The following is a 19644-nucleotide window of genomic DNA, read 5'->3' as shown; positions in this document are numbered from 1 at the left end:
GTTTCCAATACCACATGACTCTGCGATCACGGGCGAGCTGGAATCGATCTGTCGGCGAGCAATGCGCCACAACCTGTCACCGCGGAACACCCGCAAGCGGAAATCCGACACTAGACAGCGACAACCGTCGGGGCAAGATCGTAAGATAGTTCCTCTTCGCGAGGTCCGCTCATGGATCCGCGTGATCATCGGGTCAAGTCCGCTCGCGGTCGACCCGAGAGCTTTAGTGCGGCATGCGATGGCAGTCGCATACACCAAGGGGGGCGATGTGGAGTTCATCAAGGTATTCGGACTGGTCCGATATCGGTGCACCCTGATCCCCTTGGCCCGAAACTGGATCACCCGTTCGGAGCTGAGCCAGCGCCTGGCTGCCCCGGGAACCGCCGGTGCGTAGGGGTCGTCGCAAGCTTCGGGCACAAGCGAAGCAGTGCCTGAAGCGGCGCTTCAGCGAGATCAATCAGGCTCGACTGCTGGATCAGACCGGCTGGCCTACCTACCCTCTCGGGTCTGAGCCGTCCGGCTGTGCAGGCGCCGCTGCATCCTGCTTGGCGCACTTCATGGGCGACCGATCTTCAGCCAAGGACGGCAGAGCCGTCCTTGAGCTCGTCGACGACAACGGCCGGGTCACCTGCGGATATCTCGGCGACTACGACGGCGCTGAGATCATCACGCAGGACCTCCTCCTCTTGCAGCCCCTGAATCTGGGGCGCCCCGACGGCTTGAAGCGTGCCATCGAGTCGCTCCTCGGACTCGTACATCTTGAATCCGGTCGGGTGCTCTGCAACCCGGGCCGACACGAAGCGGACGCCGTCAGGCTCATCCCCACGGCGCTGACGCTTACCGTGCTGGCGCTCTACGGCGAAGACGAGCACGTGCACGCGGGCCCCGTCACCGCCATGAGGAAGTTCCTCATACGTGCGGAGGACTGCTCGACCGATGGGGCCTGGAAGTCGAGCATGAACCCGTCCCGCCGGGTCGACGCCGCCACCACGGCTCTCGTCGTCACGGCCCTCATGTGCAGCGGCGAGTGCGAGCGGACGAAGATCGCCGCCGCGCTCAAGTTCATCCTGGGGCAGCAGAAGCCCGACGGCTCCTGGGAGGACCTGGAAGAAGACGTCCTCGCTTCAGAGCAGCACGAAACTCCCCATCGGCTCGAATACAGCGCGCACGCAATCATCACCCGGGCGATCTGTGTCGGCCTCGCCTATGTGCCTTCGGGCCTGCAACGCCGGTGCCAGGCGGCCCTGTTCCGACTACTGAGGTTCCTGGTCTCGGAGCAGCGAGAGGACAGGGCCCCCAAGCGGGACGACCGACAGAAGGCGATCTCTCCGGCTGCCATTGCTCGCCGCGCCCAGGACATGATCACCATCGCAGTCCTGTGCGACCTGCTCTACGACGGCAAGAATCGTTACGAGGCCTGGCGATATCAACCCTGGGAGGGAGGCAGCGGGACGTCTGTCCGCCAACGAGGCGAGGGATCGCCCAGCGGTCTGCGCCTTCGCAAAGCAGGCTTCGTCGTCAGCTTGCTCGGGTTGGGAGTCAAGCTGGCCCAGTTCTTCGGCAAGCTCTGAGCGGTGGGTAACGCGGCCCGCCCCGGAACCCGCCTGGGGAGCCCTTCTCGTTGACTAACCCTCGACGAGCGTGCCGGCCGTCTTCGGGCGTTTCATGAGGCCGTTGAGTTTTCTGACCGGCCCGGCTCTGTACAGCTTTCCGGGGCGACCGGGACCTTTCGAGCCCTTCTCCCCGGAGTACTCGAGGAATCCCTCGATGCCCAGAACCTTGTTCTGAAAGTTCCCTTGGTTCCACTGGATGTCCATGATGATCTCGTACACCCGTCGAAGTTCGCTGATGGTGAAGGGCTCTTTGCAGAAGGTGGTGCCGATCGACGTCTGCTCAAGGAGCGCTCTGGCTTGCTCCAGCGCGTCTTCGAGGATTCTGGCGTGATCGAATGCCAGATTCATGTAGAGGTCGTCGTCCACCTCGTACCAGTCGGTGCTCAGGATCTCGTCGCCGGGAGAGGGCATCTCGAGATTCGGTGCGATGGCAAGGTACGACACGGTGATGACCCTGCTCCGCGGGTCGCGCTCGGGATCTGAGTAGATGCCCGTCGGCTTCAGGTGGAGCCGGTCCGCATCAAGGCCCGTCTCCTCGAAGAGCTCACGGGCCGCAGTCTCCTCCAGGCTCTCGCCGTGTTCAAGGAATCCTCCGGGAAGCGCCAGTCGGCCCTTGAAAGGTTGTCTGCCCCTCACGACCAGCAGCACCTTCAGCCGGTCGTCCCGAATGGTGAGGACGACAAGATCCGCCGTGAGCCGGGGATACTCGATCATCGCGGAATGGGGCTGCTCGGGGATACCGACTGACATCCTGCTCGACCTCTCAACGGCAAAGACTGCTGCGAACCTCGACGGTTCGCATTCGAATGACAAGCTCATCGACGCTGCAGACTGACTCCGAGGCGATCGAGATCGGGAGATCATCTGGCTCCTCTGAGTAGAAGACAGGGATTCCACGCTCCAGAATCCTACCGAGTTCAAAGCACGTGGTGCGGCCGATGTATCCCCCTGGCGTCACAACGTAGACGAAGTCTGACTTGAAGATGCGCGCGAAGGTCTCGGTCTGGATCTGATGATCGGTGGAGTCGAGCGCATCGGTTTCGAACCTGACGAAGTTCGCCTTCGGATCCACGATCCGCGAGACCGGTGGACTGAGTACGGAGATCGACGATGACTCGAACTTCAGCGCTGCATCGACGACCTCCTTGTAGTGCTTTCGGAAGCTTCCGATGATCGCCGCTTTCGGAAGGCGCTGCTCGGGGTCGAAGTTCATGTGCACTGTCTCGGCCTTTCAGGTCGGGGGACTCAGGTGATGGACACGCGGTGGGCGTTGTTCGATCCGGCGGGAGGCCTGTCGGAAGTTCGAAACAGGGTCATCGATCTGCTGCCGCGATGCGTTCGTGCCAGGAACGTCGGTCCTCCTCGGAGAAGGCGATGCCGCAGAGTTCATGGCATGCCCGGACAATGGAGACCACGAGCACTTCGTTCAGCGCATACCGCGGATTGCCGTTCAACGCCCTGGCGACGTGGACATGCGATATGGCCGATGTCGGATGCTGTCCCCGAGTGATGACGTCGGCGAGATGGCGGGTCGATCCTGGCACCCTCGGACGCTTCCTGGTCCGATTCGAACCTCGCTGTGAGAAGGTGAGCTCCGGGCCGCTGCACAACTGCCGGACCCGGGAGGTGAGGTCGCGCAGCGACTCGGCGATCGCCATCGAGTTCTGCGTGTCGGTGACGTCCCTCGCGGCCTCTGATCGCGAGCGTTCGACTTCGAGCCGACGCTTCGCCTCGAGCCATCGGGACTCCCAGAGCGCTCGAGACTGGCCGCAGGCGACCGCATATGCGATCGCAATCTGCTGTGTCGGGAGCTTCTTGCCCGAAGCGGCCTTAGAAAGCGTGGGCGCGGCGAGTCCGGTCATCTGCGCGAGCTGCCGGTATGTGGGCATCGCCGCGTCTCGACGGGCTGCCCGAAGCTGGCGCGCGAAGTCGGTGGCGGCGTCGGACGTCCCTCGGACCTCATTTTCAGGTCTGGGCATCGTCTTCGCCCTTGGGTTCGGCCCCCGGATTGAGCGGTTGCTGCCTCCGGGAGCTCGGGCTGGCCAGCCTGTGGGCGAGGTTCGCCGCGGCGAACGCGCAAGCAGCTGCCGCGCCGGTGGCGGCGGCGAGGCTCTGTCCCAGGACCACCATCAGGAGGACGAAGCCGAACACCAGGACAATGGAGACGATCGTGATGGCACGTCGCCACGTCTCTTGCGGATCGCTCTGCGCGGGGGCGATTCTGACCATGTCACAGCTCCGGTTCCGAAGTCGTCAGTGCTCACGATGAGTGCTCAATGGGCACTCCGGCCCTGCTCATCGAATCCTCATCGTTGCATGACGACGCTGCGCCTGCCAGGCGAAGATTCCCGATTCGGTGGCGGGCGCAACCTTTGGACCGGGGCTTGCAAACTGGTCAGTGTGCCGCCGCGGAAGTGTCGAGTGAATCGCAGCAGCTTGCAGCGTTGATGTAATTATTGTGGGCCTGACAAGATTGTTGCACGAAAAAAGATACAGATAAGCCTTGGACCTCAAGTCGGCTACTGGCATGTGACCCTGAACATCGGAACAAGACCGGCCCCGGGAACTCGCGCCCGGGGCTGGTCTCAATGGGGTTAGCGGATGAGTTCGTAGTTCTCGTCGAGGACTTGGCCGCGGTGGGGTTTGTAGAGGTCGTAGCCGCGGGAGTCGCATTGGAGGCCGCCGTTGATGCAGTGGTCGACCATGGCGGCGAGGGTGTCGGGGGCCCAGGCGTTGAAGAAGTCGTAGTGCCAGGAGTAGCCGGGGCCGCTGGCGAGCTGGACGCCGGTCATGTCGCCCTGGACGGGCCAGTGGATCTTGAACTCGATCATGGGGACGGGGACCGGGTGGGAGGCCGGGCAGGCGCCTGAGACCGGGTAGGCCATGTGGCTCTTGTGGTTCGGGGAGTCGAGGTTGACGCCGTCCCAGCAGCTCGGGGACTGGTAGCGGATGTTCAGCCACGAGGTGCAGTAGTCGGGGATGTCCCAGTTGAAGAAGGACTCACCGCACTCGTAGCCCTCGACCTGGCCCGGCGCGGTCGCGAACTGCTCCTCGGTGGCCATCATGTCGCCCGCGATGAAGCGCAGGCCCTCCGGGAAGGGCTGCACCGCGGTGTAGTCCTCGATCCCGGACTTGTAGTAGACGACGAGGTGCCAGTCGGTGAGGATCGGCTCGCCGTCGCGAGAGAGGGTCGGGAACCAGTACGCGGAGTGGTCGTCGGGGACCAGGCAGGTCGTCTCGCTCTGCCGGAGCGAGTCGAGGGTGGTGTGCGCGTCGACGTCCTCGGCGCCGAGGAACGTGTGGTTGTGGGAGGCGCCGGGGACGCCCGGGTAGACGATCGGGTCGTCGCTCGCGGTGTGGTCGATGGTGCAGTTGGCCTGGAACTCGTGGTGGGTCACCTCGTCGGCGGCGTTCGCCGTGGGCGCCACCACCAGGGCCGCGGCGGCGGCCGCGAGGCCCGCGAAGGCGATGGCGGCGTGGCGCAGTCGCATGTCGGTCTCCTCTCGGAAGGGGGCGGGCCGCCGGAGCGGCCCGCCCGAGGGTCATCAGGTGTAGACGCCGAACTCGTAGAGCGAGAAGCCCCACTCGGTGGCGCGGTCGGTGCACAGGACGCGCACGTAGCGGCCGGTACCGGAGATCTGGAGGGTGTCCGCGCCGCCGTTGCCGCCGGTCGCGGTGTGGACGGTGGTCCAGTCGGTCCCGTTGTCGGACACCTGGATCTGGTAGCCGGTGGCGTACGCGGTCTCCCAGACGAGCTGGACGGCGTCGAAGTCGCGGCGGGACCCGAGGTCCACGCGCAGCCACTGGTCGTCGGCCCACTCGCTGGCCCAGCGGGTCGCGAGGTCGCCGTCGAAGGCCGCGGCGGGCGTGTGGCCGCCCCACTCCTGGAACGTGGACGCCTCGGCCGGTCGGTTCAGTGCGATGTTCTCGCCCTCCACGTCGGGGAGCGTCACCTCGAAGGAGCGGCTCTCGACGCCGACGTTGCCGTGCCCGTCCTCGACCCAGACGTACAGCTTCCACACGCCGAGGATCTCGGGCGCGCGGATCGCGATGGTGCCCTCGGCGTTGACGGTGTAGTCCGCGAGCAGCATGTCCCAGGAGCCGTTGACATAGGCGCTGTTGACCATCGGGATGTATTCGAGGGCGTCCCCGTCGGGGTCGGCCACGTCGAGGTCGACGGTGAACTCCTCGCCGCCGACGACCGGGCCGTCCAGGCCCAGGTCCATGCCGGTGATCACCGGGGGCGTGTTCGCCTGCGCCGTGCCGCCGTAGGCCTCGGCGACCGCGTAGAACGACAGGCGCCGGTTGCCGCCTGGGTAGAGGTTGAACCAGACGCCGCCGAAGTCGCCCTCGGTGCCGAAGTGGAACATGGTCGCGCCCAGGGCCACGCCCTCGTGGCCGGTGATGCACTCCCACGCCTCGGTGTACGCCGCGGCCTTGTCCACGTCGGACGGCTCGTCGGGGACGCCGTTCGCGTCGTCGGGGACCTCCCACTCGCCGGCCGGGCCGGTCTCGGTGACGACGTACGGCCGGTCGTACCCGCCGGCCTCCCACGCCGCCTGCACGCCGCAGACGTCGCCGTAGGAGTTCACGGCCAGCAGGTCCAGGTCGGGGGCGTTGGCCTCGTAGTACGGCCAGGCGCCGGTCCACGCGTCGGTGGAGGTCACCGGGTGGTCGGCGTCGATCGCGTGGATCGCCACGGCCGCTTCGTTGACGAAGGCGGTGTAGGCGTTCCGCTGGGCTTCCAGGGCCGCGCCGCTGTAGCAGTTCTGGAGGCCCAGCACCGACTCGTTGCCGACGTTCCACATCAGGACCCCGGGGTGGTCCTTGTAGACCCCGACCCAGTCGGTGATGTCGCCGAGCGCCTGCGTCTTGTACGCGGTGTCGGCGGTGTAGTCGATGCACCCGCCCGAGCCGGGCCCGCCGCCCGGCAGCAGCCAGAACCCGAGCATGACCCGGACGCCGTTGGCGGCGGCCGCGTCGAGCAGCGGCAGCGACGAGGCGTCGGTGCCCCACGTGCGCAACGTGTTCACGCCCATCGCGGCGACCTCGGGCATGAGCGCGGCGGCCTCGGCGGGGGAGGGGCCCCACGTGAGGCCCTTGATCGTGAACGGCTCGTCGTTCACGGTGAGCCGCCAGTTCCCTTGGGAGCCCACCACTTCCACTTCGGCGGGACCGTCGGGGACCTCGCTGCCGCCGCCCGCGGCGCAGCCGTACACGTCGAAGCTCCACAGCGAGTAGCCGTAGCCGCCGACGCGGTCGAGGCCCTGCATGCGCACGTACCGGCCGGTCGCGTCGAGGCCGATCGACTCGGACCCGCCGCCGCCGGAGGACTCGGCGTACGCGGTGGTCCACGCGGACCCGTCGGCCGACACCTGGATCTCGTAGGCGGTCGCGTACGCGGCCTCCCAGACGAGCTCGACCCGCGTCAGGTCGAACTGCCCGCCGAGGTCCACCTGGATCCACTCGTCGTCGCTGAACTGCGAGGACCAGCGGGTGCCCGGGTCGCCGTCGAACGCGGCCGACGCCGGGGTGTAGTCGGGGCTCTCCTCGGACGAGGCCGAGGCGGGCCGCTGGTGCGACAGCAGCGCCTCCTCCGCTTGGGCCTGGGCCGGCGCGAGGGCCGCGGCCCAGCCGGCCGCCGCGCAGAACAGCGCGGTGAGGGCCGCGACGGCCCTGCGGGACATGGGGGTTCGCATGGATGCTCCGTTTCGGGTTCGAGGGGTCACGGGTACGCCACCACGTAACTGGTGAAGGAGCCGGCGTCGACCTGGTCGCCGGTCTCGTTGACGACGCGGCGGATGGTGCCGACGCCGCCGAGCGACACGCTCACCAGGGACGTGAGCCGGATGCCGCCGTGGCTCGGGGTCTCGAAGACCCGGTCGCACACGACGCCCGGATCGACGTTGAAGAAGCAGTAGCCGCCCCCGCCCCACAGGGCGTGCTCGGCCACGGAGTCGTCCACTTTGTACGATGCCCAGCCGTTCGCACCGGAGCGCCAGGACGCCTGGTCCGGCGGGTCGTAGGGCATCTCGTTCTGGAAGAAGTAGGTGCGGCCGCGCTCCCCCGCCCAGACCACCTGGTACTCCTGGTAGTGCTCGGCGAAGAGCCCGTAGGCGACCACGTCGTCGCCGTGGACGACCAGGCCGTTCGCGGCCGGGTTGACGTCCCAGCCGACCCCCTCGCCGTGGTCGCCGCGCCACAGCCACAGGTGGTCGGCGATGACGTTGCGGGAGTTGATCTCCAGGCTGACCCGCGCGGAGCCGGGGTGCGCGCCGCCGATGCGGGCGAACAGGTCGTGGAGCGAGACCGGGTCCGCGCCGTGGTCGGCGGTGGAGCCGGGCGGGCCGATCTGGACGAGGACGTCGGACTCGGCCTCCCCGGCGTCGATGAGGAGCCCGGCGATGACGGCGCCGTCCACGTCGGCGACGGCGATCGCGGTCTGCCCGCCGGTGGGGATGATCGTCGCCAGGCCCAGTCCGAGGACCACGGTCCCCGGCGCGGTGACGTTCAGGGTCTGGTCGAACTCGTGCACGCCGGGCGTGAAGAGCAGGTGGCGTCCTTCGGCGAGCGCCCGGTTGACGGTGGCGACGTCCTCGCCGGGGTTGACGACGTAGAACTCCGCGAGCGAGATCGAGGTGCCCGCGGGGGCGCCGCCCTCCCAGCTCGTGCCCGCGGCGTCGCGGCGGACCGCGGGCTTGAAGACCCGGAACTCGCCGTCGGACGCGGTGTAGAGGAACGGCTTCTCGCGGATGACGGGGGCCCGGTCCACGACGGTGTGGGACGGGTCGGGGAAGTGGTGCGCGGGGGCGCCGCCGGTGCCGACGAACACCATGTTCCACACCGAACCCGCCCATCCCCCTTGGAGGTTCGAGTTGCGGGTGAAGAACTGCTGCTGCGAGCCCGAGACGACCCGGCCCGAGAACCGGGAGTCGGCGAAGAACCCGCCGGAGGCCCAGCCCTCGTACCCGTCCCACAGCTGCATCTCCGCGGTCTGGAGGTCGATGCGGCGGAACGGGGCCGCCTGCGAGACCGCCCATCGGGCGATCTGGCCCGCGGGGTTGCGGATGGCGAGGTTCTCGACCGAGCGCCAGAAGTTCTGGGTGGCGTTCCCGAGGTAGTCGGGACGGTCTGAGCCCTGGGGGAGCCAGTCGGCCTCGACCCTGACGTGGCCGTCGACGACCGTGTCCCCGGGGAGGAGCCCGAGCCCGGCGACCTGCGTGTAGAACCGCAGGTCGATGTCGACGGCGTAGGTGCCGGGGCGCAGCAGCACGGCGTGCCGCTCGCGCCCGAACTGGTTGGTGCGCATCTGGTCGGTGATCGCGTCGACCGCGCTCTGGATCTCGGCGGCCGGGGTCGACTCGTCGAAGACGAGGGTGTTCGGGCCGAGGTCGGGGTCGTAGGCGTCGGTGGGCGGGAGGACGTCGGGGTCCTCGCCGCACGCGCTCGGCGGCTGCGCCTGTGCGCGGGCGACGGCGCTCCCGGCGCCGATGCCCGCGGCGACGGCCGCCGCGGCCGCGCCGCCGAGTGCTGCTCGGCGCTTGAAGCCGCGGTGCTCCGGTGGGGATTGTTCCTGCATGTGGGCCTCCAACGAGGTTCGCGGGGAAGGAACGGAGGGATCGCTGCCGGGCTGATATGGGAGAGCGCTCTCCCATGAAGTCATGCTAAAACGAATATTTCGATATTGTCAAGTTCTTCGATATCGGAGATTCCGCCCGAAACCGCGTCCGAATCGCGTTGTCTGCCACCGGAAGCGGCTTTTCCCGCGGGAGAGCGATTTCCAAGACCGTGTTATAACTTGGCGATGAGCGCTGATCCCTCCCCGACGCTTGAGGACGTCGCGCGCGTCGCCGGCGTCTCGCGTGCGACGGTCTCGCGGGTCATCAACGAGACCCGGAACGTCGCCCCCGAGATCCAGGAGGTCGTGCGCCGCGCCGTCGAGGCCACCGGCTACGTCCCGAACCGGGCCGCCCGCTCGCTGGTGACCCGCCGCAGCGAGGCGGTCGGCGTGGTCGTCGCCGGGACCGACCTGAGCGACAGCCTCAACGCTGGGCAGTTCCTCACCGACCCGTTCTTCGGACGGCTCCTCACCGGCATCATCGGGGCCCTGAAGCCGCGCGGGATCTTCCCGGCGCTCATGCTCGCCGAGAACCCGGCGGACGACCTCGCGATCACCGCGTACTTCAAGCAGGGCAACGCTGACGGGGCCCTGCTCATCTCCACGTACCCCGACGAACGGCTGCCGGAGATGCTCGCGGCCGTCGGCCGCCCCTCGGTGCGGTTCGCCCGCCCCGCGCGCCCCGCCCCGGTGAGCTATGTGGACCTCGCGCACCGCGAGGGCGGCCGCATGGCCGCCGACCACCTCGCCTCGATCGGCCGCCGCAGGCCCGTCGCGATCACCGGCCCGCTGGAGATCCCGGCCGCCCAGGAGCGCCAGGCCGGGTACGAGGAGGGCTGGGCCCGGCACGGCTGCCCGTTCGTGCCCGCCGTCGAGGGCGGCTTCACCTACGACAGCGGCGAACGCGCCATGAAGGAGCTCCTCGACCGGGTCCCGGACCTCGACGCGGTCTTCGCCGCGAGCGACCTCATGGCGCAGGGCGCGATCCACGCCCTCGGCGACCAGGGGCGCCGCGTCCCCGACGACGTGGCCGTCGTCGGCTTCGACGACAGCGCCCCCGCGCGGCTGAGCCGCCCCGGGATCACCACGGTCCGCCAGCCCCTGGAGGAGATGGCGGCCGCGATGGTCCGCCTGCTCCTCCAGCGCATCGAGGACCCGTCCCCGGACCCGGTCTCGGTCGTCTTCGACCCGGTTCTGGTGCTGCGCGAGTCGGCCTAGACCTCGTCGCCGACGGTGATGAGCTGGGCCTCGGCCTCCGCGGTGTTGCGGGGGCGGGTGAGGTGGGCCAGCGTGCGCCTGCCGGTTGCCAGGACCGCGATCGCGACGGCGAGGGCCGCGACGGCGAACCAGTAGGGGGCGCCGTCGCCCCAGGCGGCGGCGATGGCGCCGGTGACGGCCGGGGCGATGGCGCCGCCGAGGAAGCGCACGCCCGAGTACGTGGAGGACGCGACGCCCCGCGGCAGATCCGTGGCCTCCATGACCGTCTCGGTGAGCGCGGTGTTGAGGACGCCCAGGAACAGGCCCGCGAGGATCACCACGGTGATGAGCAGCGGGGCCGACGCGACGCCGATGCCCATGGCCGCCAAGGCGATCCCCAGGAGCGCGAACATCGAGTACAGGACCGGGAGCAGCCCGAGGCGGCGCGTCAGGATCGGGGCGGCGAAGACCGAGGTGACCGCGACCGCCGCGCCCCAGCCGAAGAAGACCAGGCCGAGTTCGTGGGCGCCGAAGTCGAGGCCGGACTTCGCCGCGGCGGCCTCGATCGGGTAGGGGGAGTAGGCGAGCAGGGTGAAGAACGCGTAGTTGTAGAACAGCGCGGTGATCGCGAGCGTGCGCAGGGCCGGGTTGCGCAGGGCCGTGAACCCGGCGGTGAGCGGGACGGGGGCCGGTTTCGCGATGGGCCCCTTGAGCAGGACCACGATCGCGATCAGCGCGATGGCCATGAGGACCGCCGTGCCGAAGAACGGGCCGCGCCACGACGCCTCGCCGAGCGCGCCGCCGAGGAGCGGGCCCACCGCGAGGCCGATGCCGAGGGCCGCCTCGTAGAGGATCACGGCCTGGCGGCTGCCGCCGGAGGCCGCGCCGACGATCGAGGCGAGCGCCGTGGAGATGAACAGGGCGTTCCCCAGGCCCCAGCCCGCGCGGAAGCCGATGATCTGGCCGACCGTGTCGGAGGCCCCGGCGAGCCCGGCGAAGACGACGATGAGCGCGAGCCCGGCGATGAGGGTCCGCTTGACGCCGACGCGGCTGGAGAGGTAGCCGCTGAAGAACATCGCGACCGCGGTGATCATCAGGTAGCTCGTGAAGAGCAGCATCGTCTGCGACGGGGACGCCTTGAGGCCCTCGCTGATCGCGGGCAGGATCGGGTCCACGAGGCCGATCCCCATGAACGACACCGCGCACGCGAACGCGATGGCCCACACCGCCGTCGGCTGGCGCAGGATCGACGCCTTCTTCGGCTGTTCCATTCGGGCACTTCCTCCTATGTGCGGGACCCGCGGGCCCCGGGGTTCATTCCTTGTTGAGCCGGTCCGCGAGCGCTTCGAGCAGGTCGGCGGCCCTGGCGAGCACGGCCAGGTCCTCTTCTCCCAGCGCTTCGAGCGCGGGCCGCACCTTCGCGGCGGCGCGCATCCGGAACTCGTGGAGCTCCTCGGCCCCGGCCTCTGTGAGGCTCACGACGGCGGCCCGCGCGTCGCCCGGGTCGGCGCGGCGCACGACGAGGCCGTCCGCTTCGAGGCGGTTCACGGCCGAGGTCATCGCGGGCTGCGTGATCGCCTCGCGCAGGGCCAGTTCGCCCACGCGCAGGTCGCCGTCCTGCTGGAGGTTGGCGAGCGCGCGGAGCGAGATGAGGGACCGGCGGGTCCCGGCCTTGCGGGAGGCGGTGCGCGCGAAGCGACTCGCCTGCGAGGTGAGCCGCGCGGAGAACTGGTCGAGGTCGTCGGGGCTCCGTGAAACCACAGTCCGTGAAACCATAGATAAAGTATATACACTGCTTATGTAAATCGGCGAACGGAAGCCCGGCGGCCCCCGCCGCCGGGCTCCCCCTTACGCCGCGAGGCCCCAGTACACGCCCCACGGGACCATCAGCGCCGCACCGATCAAGAGCGCCGAGAACCGCAGCTTCGACCCGGCCCCCAGCTCCTTCCTCCGCCGCCGCCACTGCACGCCCAGCACGACGGCCGCGGCCAGCATCGCCACCGCCGCCGCCTGGAGCACCAGCCACGGCAGCGGCCTGCCCGCGACCACCGGCCCCAGCGGCTCCTGGCCGCCGCTCATGAGCACCCACGCCGAATAGCACGCCGCCAGGACCGGCAGCAGCAGCCCGATCGCCGCGACGGTCCGCGACGCCCACGTCGCCGCCAGCGGCCCGCGCCCCGACGCCTTCGCGACCAGCGCCGCCGCCGGATACGCGAGGAACAGCACGCCGAACAGCCCGAGCGCCGCCAGCAGCGCCGTCGCCGTCCCGAACCACGGCGCCGCCGCCACCGGGCCCGGCGGCACCGCCTCCACCGGGATCGCGTCCACGACCACCCCGGACTCCCCGGCCGCGAGGCCCAGGACCCAGTCGGCGACCGTCTCGACGTACCGCGGGTCGATCGCGTCCTCGTCGTGGCCGGGGGCCGTCGTCCCGTCGACCGTCGGCGCCATCCCGTGGTCCACGCCCGGGATCAGCCGCAGCGCGTAGTTGTCGTTCCCTTGCAGCGCCGCCTCGTACAGCTCCATCGTGCGACCGGGCGGCGTGTTCAGGTCGAACTCCGCGAACACCCCGAGGAACGGCCGGTCCAGCCCGCTCAGCGCCGGCACCGGGTCGTACCCGGCCAACCGGAACAAGCCGTCCGCCGCCAGCGCCGCGATCATCCTGTCGCCCAGAGCCGCAGCCAGCCCCTCACCGACGCCCGCATCCACCAGGCCGTTGCGGTTCATCCACGCCTGCGTGTCCTCCGGCGTGAGCCCGCTCCCGCCCGAGGTGATCACGAACGCCGCCGCTTCGGACCGCGCCGCCGCCTCGATCACCGTCCACGCGCCCTCGCTGTGCCCGTGCAGGCCCACCAGCGCCGGGTCCACCTCGGGGCGGACGCGGAGCGCCTGGACGGCGGCGTTCGCGTCGTCGGCGAGGTCCGCGAACGACCCCTCGAACTGCGTGTAGCCCTCGCCGGTCCCGCGCTTGTCGTAGATCATCGCGACGATCCCGGCCTCCGCGAACGCCTCCGCGTTCGCCCGGTACCGGTCCCGGCCGGGCCCCGGCCCGGACCCGGCCACCAGGACCACGCCCGGAAGCCCTTGCGCGCCTTCGGGGGCGATGACCGTCGCGCCGACCTCCCGGTCGCCGGAGTGGAACACCACCTCGGTCTCCACGAGCGCCGTCTCGTTCGCCGCCGTCTCCTGCGCCGCGGCGGGCGGCGGGGGCCCGACCGCGAGCGCGGCGGCCAGCAGTCCTGCCGCCGCCGCTCCGATCGTCCTGCTGAGGGATGCCATCTCGATCGCCTTCCATTGGGGATGCCGTTGCATCCCAACGTAGGCGGCGGAGGCGGCCTCCGGGAATCATGGTGGGTCCCGTCAGGGCCGGGGGTACGCCCTACCTTCGGCGGGCGCTGGCAGAATGGCCCGGTGCCCATCACCATCGCCCACCTGCGCGAACACCTGACGGCCTATCTCACCCGCTGGCCCGAGTCCGAATGCGAGGTCCGGCCGCTGCTCGACCTCGACTCCCCGTCCGGGTTCGACCGCAAGGCGCTCCCCGGGCACGTGACGGCCTCCGCGATCATCCTGAACGCCGAAAGCCAAGTGCTGCTCGTCCACCACCGCGCGCTCGACCGGTGGTTCCAGCCCGGCGGCCACCTCGAACCGGGCGACGAGTCCCTCCCGGCCGCGGCCCGCCGCGAGGCGACCGAGGAGACGGGACTGGCCGCGCTCGAACTGCTCGACCCGGCCCCGATCCACATCGACGTCCACCCGATCCCGGCCAACCCGCGCAAAGACGAAGCGGCCCATGACCACTACGACGTGCGCTACCTCTTCCGCGCCGCGACGACGGACCTGGCCCCGGCCGCCGCGGAGGTCCACGCCGCCGAGTGGCGCCCGGTCGCCGACCTCGACAACGACGACCTGATCGCGCGCCTGAAGTCCTATTGACGGCACGGAGAACGGGGCCGCCCGGTGAAGGCGGCCCCGTCACCGGGAGCCTCTAGGCCGGGTCGCGGTTCCAGGTCCAGGCGTAATTGGTGTCCTCGACGTCGAGGGCCGGTTCGCACAGTTCCAGGGGCCGGAACGTGTCGACCATGACGGCGAGCTCGTCGAAGAACTCGGCGCCGATGGAGCGTTCGGGCGCGCCGGGCTGGGGGCCGTGGGTGAAGCCGGACGGGTGCAGGGAGATCGAGCCCTGCTCGATGCCGGAGCCGCGGCGGGCTTCGTAGTTGCCGCCGCAGTAGAACATGACCTCGTCGGAGTCGACGTTGTGGTGGTTGTAGGGCACCGGGATCGCGTCCGGGTGGTAGTCCACCTTGCGGGGCACGAAGTTGCAGACCACGAAGTTCGGGCCCTGGAACACCTGGTGCGCGGGCGGGGGCTGGTGGATGCGGCCGGTGATCGGCTCGTAGTCGTGGATCGAGAACACCCACGGGTACAGGCACCCGTCCCAGCCGACGACGTCGAACGGGTGGTGCGCGTACGTGAACTTCGTCCACAGCGTCGCCATCCCGCGCCCGCGGTGCTGCACGTACACGTCGACGTCCTCGCCGTCGGCGAGCAGCGGCTCCGCGGGGCTGCGCAGGTCCCGCTCGCAGTACGGGGAGTGCTCCAGGAACTGGCCGCGCACCGACAGGTACCGCTTGGGCGGCGTGATGTGCCCGGTGGACTCGATGACGAGGGTCCGCAGCGGCTCGCCGTCCTCGGGGAGGACGCGGTAGATCGTGGACATCGGCATGACCAGGTAGTCCCCGGGGCCGACGTCGAAGGCCCCGAAGGAGGTCTCGACGCGCGCCGCCCCGGCCTCGACGTACAGCAGCTCGTCGCCGATGGCGTTGCGGTACAGCGGGGACGGCTTGTCGGCGACGGCATAGGAGATCCTGACGTCCGCGTTGGACAGCAGGTGCTCGCGGCCGAAGACCGCGTCCCCGGCCGCGTCGAGCTTGTGGGTGCGGAAGTGGCGGGGCTTGAGCGGGTGGTTCGGGGACGGCTCGGCCCGCTCGGGCCGGTGCTCGGTGCTCGCGCTGACGGCCGTGGGCCGGAAGCGGTGGTACAGGAGCGAGGAGTCCGAGGAGAAGCCCTCCTGGCCCATGAGCTCCTCGGAGTACAGGCTCCCGTCGTCCTGGCGGAACTGCGTGTGTCGCTTGTCGGGGATCTGCCCGACCGAACGGTAGAACGGCACGACGACTCCTTTGTCGGATCGGACGGCGGCCAAGGGTGTCGCCCCCGTCACGGATATGCCCCGAGGATAGCCCCGCGAGCGCCCGGATTCGACCGCTCCGCGCACCCGGCGACGCCGGCCGGCCCGCTTCGCGCAGCCCTTGCGCGGACCGCTGGACCCGCGCGCCCGTTCCGCTCTAGGCTTCGGGCATGGCCGGAATGATCCCCGCGGCGCTGCGGGACCTGATCGACGACGCCGCGCTCTTCCCGCCGGGGAACGCGCCGCTCGAAGCCGCCGTCCCCGCTCACCGCGGGTACCGCCAGTCCTGGTACGAGCCGCTCGTGGGCCCGCTCCTCGTCCCGCAGTCGCGCCTCGGCGACCTGGACCCGGGCCGCGGCGGCCTGCGCATCGCCGTCATCGTGGACGGCGACCCCGCCGAGGTCCGCAAGGCCGTGGACGCCCTCGGCCCGCAGGTCGCCGTCGCGCACTACGAGTCCCGCCACCCCCTCGCCGACCTGGCCGAGCACCTCGCGGGCAAGCCCGTCTACGCCGAGATACCGGTGGACGAGGACGCGCTCGAAGCGGTCCGCCCCACCGGGTTCACCCCGAAGTTCCGCACCGGCGGCCCCACTCCCGACCTGTTCCCCAGCCCCGCGGACCTCGCCGCCGCGATGCACGGGTGCCGCCGCCGCGGGATGCGCTTCAAGCTCACCGCGGGCCTGCACCGCGCGGTCCGCCACCGCGACCCCGTCACCGGCGTCCGCCACCACGGCTTCGTGAACGTCCTCGTCGCCGCCGACGCGACCGCGAGCAACGCCGGCCTCGACGAGACCACCGCGATCCTCGCCTCCGAGGACGCCGCCGACCTCGCCGCCCGCGCCAAGCGCCTCCTCGCCCGCCCGCGCGCGCTGTGGACCGGCTTCGGCTCGTGCTCGGTGAGCGAACCGCTGCAAGACCTCCTGGACCTGGGACTCCTCCAACGGGGCCTCCAAGAACGAAGGGACGCCGCATGACCGCCGCCACGAGCTGGGTCGAGAACGCCGACCCCGGCCCCTACGGCCTCGCCCACCTGCCCTACGGGGTCTTCTCGACCCGCAAGGACCCGGCCCCGCGCATCGGGGTCCGCATCGGCGACCAGGTCCTGGACCTGCGCGCGCTCGCCACCGGGCAGTTCTTCCTGCCGTGGATCCGCCCCGCCTTCCACGAGCACGACCTGAACGCGTTCCTCGCGATGGGCCCGCCCGCGTGGCGCCTCGTGCGCCACCAGCTCACCGAGCTCCTCGCCGACCGCCGCCACCGCGACCAGTCCGCGACGCTCCTCACCCCGGTCCACAAGGCCCGCATGCACCTCCCGTTCACCGTCGCCGACTACGTGGACTTCTACGCCTCCGAGCAGCACGCCACGAACCTCGGCCGCCTCTTCAGGCCCGACTCGGAGCCCCTGCTGCCCAACTGGAAGCACCTCCCGGTCGGCTACCACGGCCGCGCCGGGACCGTCGTCCCCTCCGGGACGCCCGTCGTCCGCCCCCGCGGCCAGCGCAAGACCCCCGGCGGCCCCGTCGAGTTCGGCCCCAGCGCGCGCCTCGACATCGAGGCCGAAGTGGGGTTCGTCGTCGGCGTCGGCACCGACCTCGGCACGCCCGTGAGCCCCGACGACTTCACCGAGCACGTCTTCGGCGCGGTCCTGGTCAACGACTGGTCCGCCCGCGACATCCAGGCGTGGGAGTACGTGCCGCTCGGCCCGTTCCTCGGGAAGTCCTTCGCGACCTCGATCGGCCACTGGGTCACCCCGCTCGACGCGCTCGCGGCCGCGAAGGCCGAGGCCCCCGTGCAGGACCCGGCCCCGTTCGCCTACCTCCAGGAGACCGCGCGCTTCGGCTACGACCTGTCGATGTCGGTGCGCTGGAACGGCACCGAGGTCTCGCGCCCGCCGTTCAAGGGCATGTACTGGACTCCGGCGCAGATGCTCGCGCACATGACCGTCAACGGCGCGTCCCTGCGCACCGGCGACCTGTACGCGTCAGGGACGGTCTCGGGCGACGGCGCCGACGAGCGCGGTTCGTTCCTCGAACTCACCTGGGGCGGCAAGCAGCCGGTGAAGGTCGGCGACGGCGAGTCCCGCACGTTCCTCGAAGACGGCGACACCGTCGTCGTCGAAGCGACCGCGCCCGGCCCGGACGGCTCGGTCATCGGCCTCGGCGAGGTCACCGGGACGATCCTGCCCGCCGTCGGCTGAGCCCCCTCAGTCGAGCCCCGCGGCCTCGTTGACCAGCGGCAGCGTCCGGTGGGGGATCTGCTCCGCCAAGGCGATCACCGTCGTGGCCCGCAGGACGCCCTCGCTCGCGAGGACCCGGTCGATGACGCCCTGGAGCTCGGCGTTGGTGCGGGCGACGATGCGGCACAGCATGTCGCCCGCGCCGGTCACGGTGTGCGCCTCCAGGACCTCGGGGATGAGCGCGAGCCGCTGGGCCATCGGCCGGTGGCCCACGGCCTGCCGCAGTTCGAGCGTCACGAACGCCGTCACCGGGTAGCCGAGCGCCGCGGGGTCGACGCGCGGCCCGAAGTCGCGCACCACCCCGCGCGTCCAGAGCTTGTCGAGCCGCGCCTGCACGGTCCCGCGCGCGACGCCGAGGCGCCGGGCGCATTCGAGGACGCCGATGCGCGGTTCGGCCTCCAGGAGCCCGATGAGCTTCGCGTCGAGCGCGTCGATACCCGTTCCACTGGTCATATCGACCAGTGTATGCGCCTTCCCTCTGGCACATCTGCGCAAGTTGACCAGCTTTCACGGAACTGCTTGCCCAGTGCCGCGACGTGAACAATGATCGAGGCCACAGGGGTCACCGCCCCGCTCATCAGCCCCACGAGGACTACGGAGGCCGCCATGGTCGACACCGCCAGCCGCTCCGCCGACACCGCCGGCCTGCCCGACGCCCTGGTGGGTGCGGTCGCGCACGACATCCGCGAGGACGCCTTCCCCATCAAGGGCTGGGACCACGTCAAGTACTACGTCGGCAACGCCCGCCAGGCCGCCCACTACTACTCGACCGCGTTCGGCATGACCCTCTTCGCCTACCGCGGCCCCGAGCAGGGCCACCGCGAGCACGCCGAGTACGCCCTCAAGTCCGGCGGCGTCGTCTTCGTCCTCGCGGGCGGCACCACCGCCGACTCCGCGGCCTCCCAGCACTACGCCCGCCACGGCGACGGCGTCATCGAAGTGGCCCTCGAAGTGCCCGACGTCGACAAGAACTACGCGCACGCGGTCAAGCAGGGGGCCATCGCGATCGAGGAGCCCCACGACCTCGCCGACGAGCACGGCACGATCCGCCGCGCCGTCATCGGCACCTACGGCGAGACCCGCAACGTCCTGGTCGACCGCTCCGGCTACACCGGCCCGTTCCTGCCCGGCTTCGTGGCCGCTGAGCCGATGGTGACCCCGCCGCCGAAGCGGTTCTTCCAGGCGATCGACCACATCGTCGGGAACGTCGAGCTCGGGAAGATGCGCGAGTGGGTCGAGTACTACGAGCGGGTCATGGGCTTCACGAACATCGTCGAGTTCGTCGAGGACGCCATCGCCACCGAGTACTCCGCGCTCATGAGCAAGGTCGTCGCCAACGGCACCCGCAAGATCAAGTTCCCGATCAACGAGCCCGCCGTCGGCAAGAAGAAGTCGCAGATCGACGAGTACCTGGAGTTCTACGGCGGCCCCGGCGTGCAGCACATCGCGCTCGCCACGAGCGACATCCTCGCCGCCGTCGACGCGATGCGCGAGCGGGGCGTGGAGTTCCTGGAGGCCCCCGACGCCTATTACGAGGACCCCGAAATGCGGGAGCGCATCGGCACCGTCCGCGTCCCGATCGAGGAGCTCCAGAAGCGGCGTGTGCTGGTCGACCGCGACGAGGACGGCTATATGCTCCAGATCTTCACCAAGCCGCAGCAGGACCGGCCCACGATGTTCTACGAGATCATCGAGCGGCACGGCTCGCTGAGCTTCGGCAAGGGCAACTTCAAGGCCCTCTTCGAGGCCCTTGAGAAGGAGCAGGCCAAGCGCGGCAACCTCTGAGCGGGGA

Annotated in this window: 18 protein-coding genes; 6 read left to right on the top strand and 12 right to left on the bottom strand. The window is 70.1% G+C overall.

The window, feature by feature from the left end:
* Positions 1–557 precede the first annotated feature (557 nt).
* A complete protein-coding gene (locus ACFFXY_RS20910; protein ID WP_382355046.1) occupies positions 558–1571 on the top strand; it encodes a prenyltransferase/squalene oxidase repeat-containing protein in 1014 nt (337 codons plus the stop codon).
* A gap of 54 nt (positions 1572–1625) precedes the next feature.
* Here ACFFXY_RS20910 and ACFFXY_RS20905 read toward each other — a convergent pair whose 3' ends face one another.
* The 7 genes from ACFFXY_RS20905 to ACFFXY_RS20875 form a co-directional block, all read right to left on the bottom strand.
* Positions 1626–2327, bottom strand: coding sequence for an NUDIX hydrolase (locus tag ACFFXY_RS20905; protein WP_382355043.1), 702 nt, complete (start codon positions 2325–2327; stop codon positions 1626–1628).
* A gap of 49 nt (positions 2328–2376) precedes the next feature.
* Positions 2377–2826 (bottom strand): hypothetical protein, encoded by a 450-nt coding sequence (locus ACFFXY_RS20900; protein ID WP_382355040.1) that lies wholly within the window; start codon positions 2824–2826, stop codon positions 2377–2379.
* Positions 2827–2926: 100 nt separating this feature from the next.
* Positions 2927–3592, bottom strand: coding sequence for a helix-turn-helix domain-containing protein (locus tag ACFFXY_RS20895; RefSeq protein ID WP_382355038.1), 666 nt, complete (start codon positions 3590–3592; stop codon positions 2927–2929).
* Positions 3579–3842, bottom strand: coding sequence for a hypothetical protein (locus tag ACFFXY_RS20890; protein ID WP_382355036.1), 264 nt, complete (start codon positions 3840–3842; stop codon positions 3579–3581). Before ACFFXY_RS20890 ends, ACFFXY_RS20895 begins: the two co-directional genes overlap by 14 nt.
* Before the next feature lie 365 nt (positions 3843–4207).
* Positions 4208–5104, bottom strand: a complete 897-nt coding sequence (locus ACFFXY_RS20885) for a DUF1996 domain-containing protein (protein WP_382355033.1) — start codon at positions 5102–5104, stop codon at positions 4208–4210.
* A 54-nt stretch (positions 5105–5158) separates the two neighbouring features.
* On the bottom strand, positions 5159–7312 hold the full coding sequence (locus ACFFXY_RS20880; protein WP_382355030.1) for a discoidin domain-containing protein: 2154 nt from the start codon (positions 7310–7312) through the stop codon (positions 5159–5161).
* A gap of 26 nt (positions 7313–7338) precedes the next feature.
* Positions 7339–9192 carry a pectate lyase-like domain-containing protein gene (locus ACFFXY_RS20875; RefSeq protein ID WP_382355027.1) on the bottom strand — a complete coding sequence of 618 codons (1854 nt, stop codon included), beginning with the start codon at positions 9190–9192 and terminating at the stop codon, positions 7339–7341.
* A gap of 225 nt (positions 9193–9417) precedes the next feature.
* Between ACFFXY_RS20875 and ACFFXY_RS20870 the strand changes: the two genes are divergently transcribed.
* Positions 9418–10449 carry a LacI family DNA-binding transcriptional regulator gene (locus ACFFXY_RS20870; protein ID WP_382355024.1) on the top strand — a complete coding sequence of 344 codons (1032 nt, stop codon included), beginning with the start codon at positions 9418–9420 and terminating at the stop codon, positions 10447–10449.
* Here ACFFXY_RS20870 and ACFFXY_RS20865 read toward each other — a convergent pair.
* From ACFFXY_RS20865 to ACFFXY_RS20855, 3 genes are all read right to left on the bottom strand, one after another.
* Positions 10446–11699 (bottom strand): MFS transporter, encoded by a 1254-nt coding sequence (locus ACFFXY_RS20865; protein WP_382355021.1) that lies wholly within the window; start codon positions 11697–11699, stop codon positions 10446–10448. The genes ACFFXY_RS20870 and ACFFXY_RS20865 overlap by 4 nt on opposite strands.
* A gap of 43 nt (positions 11700–11742) precedes the next feature.
* Complete coding sequence (locus ACFFXY_RS20860; protein WP_382355018.1) at positions 11743–12204, bottom strand: MarR family winged helix-turn-helix transcriptional regulator; 462 nt, start codon at positions 12202–12204, stop codon at positions 11743–11745.
* A gap of 72 nt (positions 12205–12276) precedes the next feature.
* On the bottom strand, positions 12277–13707 hold the full coding sequence (locus tag ACFFXY_RS20855) for an alpha/beta hydrolase family protein (RefSeq protein WP_382355016.1): 1431 nt from the start codon (positions 13705–13707) through the stop codon (positions 12277–12279).
* Between the two features lie 132 nt (positions 13708–13839).
* Between ACFFXY_RS20855 and ACFFXY_RS20850 the strand changes: the two genes are divergently transcribed.
* Entirely contained in the window at positions 13840–14364 is a 525-nt protein-coding gene (locus tag ACFFXY_RS20850; protein ID WP_382355013.1) for an NUDIX hydrolase, read from the top strand.
* Positions 14365–14416: 52 nt separating this feature from the next.
* Here the strand turns inward: ACFFXY_RS20850 and ACFFXY_RS20845 are convergent, their stop codons facing one another.
* A complete protein-coding gene (locus tag ACFFXY_RS20845; RefSeq protein ID WP_382355010.1) occupies positions 14417–15598 on the bottom strand; it encodes a homogentisate 1,2-dioxygenase in 1182 nt (393 codons plus the stop codon).
* 188 nt (positions 15599–15786) lie between these two features.
* Here ACFFXY_RS20845 and ACFFXY_RS20840 point away from each other — a divergent pair, with 188 nt between their 5' ends.
* Complete coding sequence (locus ACFFXY_RS20840) at positions 15787–16590, top strand: hypothetical protein (RefSeq protein WP_382355008.1); 804 nt, start codon at positions 15787–15789, stop codon at positions 16588–16590.
* Positions 16587–17813 (top strand): fumarylacetoacetase, encoded by a 1227-nt coding sequence (gene fahA, locus ACFFXY_RS20835; protein WP_382355005.1) that lies wholly within the window; start codon positions 16587–16589, stop codon positions 17811–17813. The genes ACFFXY_RS20840 and fahA overlap by 4 nt, the downstream gene beginning before the upstream one ends.
* A gap of 6 nt (positions 17814–17819) precedes the next feature.
* Here the strand turns inward: fahA and ACFFXY_RS20830 are convergent, their stop codons facing one another.
* A complete protein-coding gene (locus tag ACFFXY_RS20830; RefSeq protein WP_382355002.1) occupies positions 17820–18305 on the bottom strand; it encodes an Lrp/AsnC family transcriptional regulator in 486 nt (161 codons plus the stop codon).
* Positions 18306–18458: 153 nt separating this feature from the next.
* Between ACFFXY_RS20830 and hppD the strand changes: the two genes are divergently transcribed.
* On the top strand, positions 18459–19637 hold the full coding sequence (hppD, locus tag ACFFXY_RS20825) for a 4-hydroxyphenylpyruvate dioxygenase (protein WP_382355565.1): 1179 nt from the start codon (positions 18459–18461) through the stop codon (positions 19635–19637).
* The last annotated feature ends 7 nt before the right edge of the window (positions 19638–19644 follow it).

Origin of the sequence: Glycomyces mayteni (genome assembly GCF_042428885.1) — a bacterium.
GTDB lineage: Bacteria > Actinomycetota > Actinomycetes > Mycobacteriales > Micromonosporaceae > Glycomyces > Glycomyces mayteni.
Note: the sequence above shows the minus strand (reverse complement) of the source record. Positions and strands in the feature narration are given on the sequence as shown.

Excerpts from the sequence above, each read along its gene's own strand:
- ACFFXY_RS20885 (WP_382355033.1), bottom strand. The coding sequence starts at position 5,104 with ATGCGACTGCGCCACGCCGCCATCGCCTTCGCGGGCCTCGCGGCCGCC.
- hppD (WP_382355565.1), top strand. The coding sequence starts at position 18,459 with ATGGTCGACACCGCCAGCCGCTCCGCCGACACCGCCGGCCTGCCCGAC.
- ACFFXY_RS20900 (WP_382355040.1), bottom strand. The coding sequence starts at position 2,826 with ATGAACTTCGACCCCGAGCAGCGCCTTCCGAAAGCGGCGATCATCGGA.
- ACFFXY_RS20840 (WP_382355008.1), top strand. The coding sequence starts at position 15,787 with ATGGCCGGAATGATCCCCGCGGCGCTGCGGGACCTGATCGACGACGCC.
- ACFFXY_RS20905 (WP_382355043.1), bottom strand. The coding sequence starts at position 2,327 with ATGATCGAGTATCCCCGGCTCACGGCGGATCTTGTCGTCCTCACCATT.
- ACFFXY_RS20870 (WP_382355024.1), top strand. The coding sequence starts at position 9,418 with ATGAGCGCTGATCCCTCCCCGACGCTTGAGGACGTCGCGCGCGTCGCC.
- ACFFXY_RS20830 (WP_382355002.1), bottom strand. The coding sequence starts at position 18,305 with ATGACCAGTGGAACGGGTATCGACGCGCTCGACGCGAAGCTCATCGGG.
- fahA (WP_382355005.1), top strand. The coding sequence starts at position 16,587 with ATGACCGCCGCCACGAGCTGGGTCGAGAACGCCGACCCCGGCCCCTAC.
- ACFFXY_RS20880 (WP_382355030.1), bottom strand. The coding sequence starts at position 7,312 with ATGCGAACCCCCATGTCCCGCAGGGCCGTCGCGGCCCTCACCGCGCTG.
- ACFFXY_RS20890 (WP_382355036.1), bottom strand. The coding sequence starts at position 3,842 with ATGGTCAGAATCGCCCCCGCGCAGAGCGATCCGCAAGAGACGTGGCGA.
- ACFFXY_RS20865 (WP_382355021.1), bottom strand. The coding sequence starts at position 11,699 with ATGGAACAGCCGAAGAAGGCGTCGATCCTGCGCCAGCCGACGGCGGTG.
- ACFFXY_RS20875 (WP_382355027.1), bottom strand. The coding sequence starts at position 9,192 with ATGCAGGAACAATCCCCACCGGAGCACCGCGGCTTCAAGCGCCGAGCA.
- ACFFXY_RS20910 (WP_382355046.1), top strand. The coding sequence starts at position 558 with ATGGGCGACCGATCTTCAGCCAAGGACGGCAGAGCCGTCCTTGAGCTC.
- ACFFXY_RS20895 (WP_382355038.1), bottom strand. The coding sequence starts at position 3,592 with ATGCCCAGACCTGAAAATGAGGTCCGAGGGACGTCCGACGCCGCCACC.
- ACFFXY_RS20860 (WP_382355018.1), bottom strand. The coding sequence starts at position 12,204 with ATGGTTTCACGGACTGTGGTTTCACGGAGCCCCGACGACCTCGACCAG.
- ACFFXY_RS20855 (WP_382355016.1), bottom strand. The coding sequence starts at position 13,707 with ATGGCATCCCTCAGCAGGACGATCGGAGCGGCGGCGGCAGGACTGCTG.